Raw genomic sequence first — 2,649 nt, forward strand, 5'->3', positions numbered from 1 at the left:
ACTTTCGTGTTTGCAGAGTGCTATGTTTTTAATAAACAGTCGCAGCCACCTGGTCACTTCGACCGCCAGCAGCTCAGAGGGCAAGCCCCATCACCACCAGCGGCGTACCTTCTCCCGAAGTTACGGTACCATTTTGCCTAGTTCCTTCACCCGAGTTCTCTCAAGCGCCTTGGTATTCTCTACCTGATCACCTGTGTCGGTTTACAGTACGGTTCCTTCATGACTGAAGCTTAGAGGCTTTTCCTGGAAGTATGGCATCAACCACTTCGTCCGCGGCTCTCACCTTGGACTCGTCATCAGCTCTCGGCCTCAAGATCCCGGATTTGCCTAAGATCTCAGCCTACTACCTTAAACGCGGACAACCAACGCCGCGCTGGCCTAGCCTCCTCCGTCCCCCCATCGCATCATGAAGAAGTGCAGGAATATTAACCCGCTTCCCATCGACTACGGCTTTCGCCCTCGCCTTAGGGGCCGACTCACCCTGCGCCGATTAGCGTTGCGCAGGAAACCTTGATCTTCCGGCGGGGAGGTTTTTCACCCCCCTTGTCGTTACTCATGTCAGCATTCGCACTTCTGATACCTCCAGCAGACCTCCCGGTCCACCTTCAACGGCCTACAGAACGCTCCTCTACCATACGTGCGCTTCCTTAAATTCACTACCCTGCCACAACCACACCCGACTCAACGTTCGGGTCGCTTGGTCGACAGCAACTACGCCAGTCTGTCGACAAGCTCAAGCAATGAACTTAAGTGAAGCGCACATATCCGCAGCTTCGGTTACCGGTTTAGCCCCGTTACATCTTCCGCGCAGGCCGACTCGACTAGTGAGCTATTACGCTTTCTTTAAAGGATGGCTGCTTCTAAGCCAACCTCCTAGCTGTCTGGGCCTTCCCACATCGTTTCCCACTTAACCGGTATTCGGGACCTTAGCTGGCGGTCTGGGTTGTTGCCCTCTCGACGACGGACGTTAGCACCCGCCGTCTGTCTGCCGTGCTGCCACTCCCAGGTATTCGGAGTTTGCATGGGGTTGGTAAGTCGGGATGACCCCCTAGCCCAAACAGTGCTCTACCCCCTGGGGTGATACACGACGCTCTACCTAAATAGATTTCGAGGAGAACCAGCTATCTCCGGGCTTGATTAGCCTTTCACTCCGATCCACAGCTCATCCCCGAATTTTTCAACATTCGTGGGTTCGGCCCTCCAGTTAGTGTTACCCAACCTTCAGCCTGGCCATGGATAGATCGCCCGGTTTCGGGTCTATTGCCTGCAACTAAACGCCCTATTAAGACTCGGTTTCCCTACGCCTCCCCTACTCGGTTAAGCTCGCTACAGACAATAAGTCGCTGACCCATTATACAAAAGGTACGCAGTCACCCCACAAAGGAGGCTCCCACTGCTTGTACGCATACGGTTTCAGGTTCTATTTCACTCCCCTCTCCGGGGTTCTTTTCGCCTTTCCCTCACGGTACTGGTTCACTATCGGTCAGTCAGGAGTATTTAGCCTTGGAGGATGGTCCCCCCATCTTCAATCAGGATATCACGTGTCCCGACCTACTTGTCGCAAGCTCAGTACCACAACGCAGTTTTCGTGTACGGGGCTATCACCCTCTATCGCCGGACTTTCCAGACCGTTCCACTAACCGCAATGCTATCACTTGCAGGCTCCTCCCCGGTCGCTCGCCGCTACTGGGGGAATCTCAATTGATTTCTTTTCCTTCAGGTACTTAGATGTTTCAGTTCCCTGAGTTCGCCTCCTTAGCCTATGTATTCAGCTAAGGATACCCAGCTTACACTGGGTGGGTTTCCCCATTCGGACATCACCGGATCACAGCTCGTTTGCCAGCTCCCCGATGCTTATCGCAGGCTACAACGTCCTTCATCGCCTCTGACTGCCAAGGCATCCACCGTATGCGCTTAGTCGCTTGACCATATAACTCGCGTTATCTGGCTTCTTTCAAATATCTCACTGAATTATGTGCCGCCCTAAGGACTGCACAGAACTCAGTAACACATCCAAAAAAATCAAGAAGACTATTCCCTGACACCCTTGTGCGTATGTCAGGTACTAAGAGATGCAGACCGATCAAAGCCTGCACCCGCCGGATGTTGTGACGCTTAAGTCACAGTGTTACAACTCGTTTGGCAACGGGGAATTGAAACCCGTTACCAGAACTTTCCTCGAACCGCTCCTTCCACATCCGATTACTCGAAGTGCAAGGCTGCAGTCCAAAGACTCAGCTTGATCTACCTTGTTAAAGAACAGTCTGGCTCAAAACCAGAAGACAATTCACGGCGTCCAAACACTGCATCCGCAGTACGTGAATTCACTTCTGACTTCGATGATACGATGAAGACCTGAACAACCGGTCAGTGGTGGAGCTACGCGGGATCGAACCGCGGACCTCCTGAATGCAAATCAGGCGCTCTCCCAGCTGAGCTATAGCCCCATATCTGACAAGGTGGTCGCTACTCCAAACGCGTGTCAATCGAGGCGCAGTGCCGCGCCGTGTATTAACAATACACAAGCGGTGCTGCAACGAAGAGTGACGCGTGTTTGGTAGGCCTGGGCAGATTTGAACTGCCGACCTCACCCTTATCAGGGGTGCGCTCTAACCAACTGAGCTACAGGCCTGCTTTGACTTGTCTGCT

At 53.1% G+C, this 2,649-nt stretch carries 2 tRNA genes and 1 rRNA gene; all 3 read right to left on the minus strand.

The annotated features are described in order from the left end of the window. Positions 1-1,928, minus strand: a 23S ribosomal RNA gene (locus tag VBE63_RS27085); the annotation flags it as partial. 443 nt (positions 1,929-2,371) lie between these two features. Continuing rightward, a tRNA-Ala gene (locus VBE63_RS27090) sits at positions 2,372-2,447 on the minus strand. Positions 2,448-2,555: 108 nt separating this feature from the next. Continuing rightward, positions 2,556-2,632: transfer RNA gene (locus tag VBE63_RS27095), tRNA-Ile, on the minus strand. Positions 2,633-2,649: the final 17 nt, after the last annotated feature.

It is taken from the genome of Lamprobacter sp. (genome assembly GCF_034860625.1).
Taxonomy (GTDB): domain Bacteria; phylum Pseudomonadota; class Gammaproteobacteria; order Chromatiales; family Chromatiaceae; genus Lamprobacter.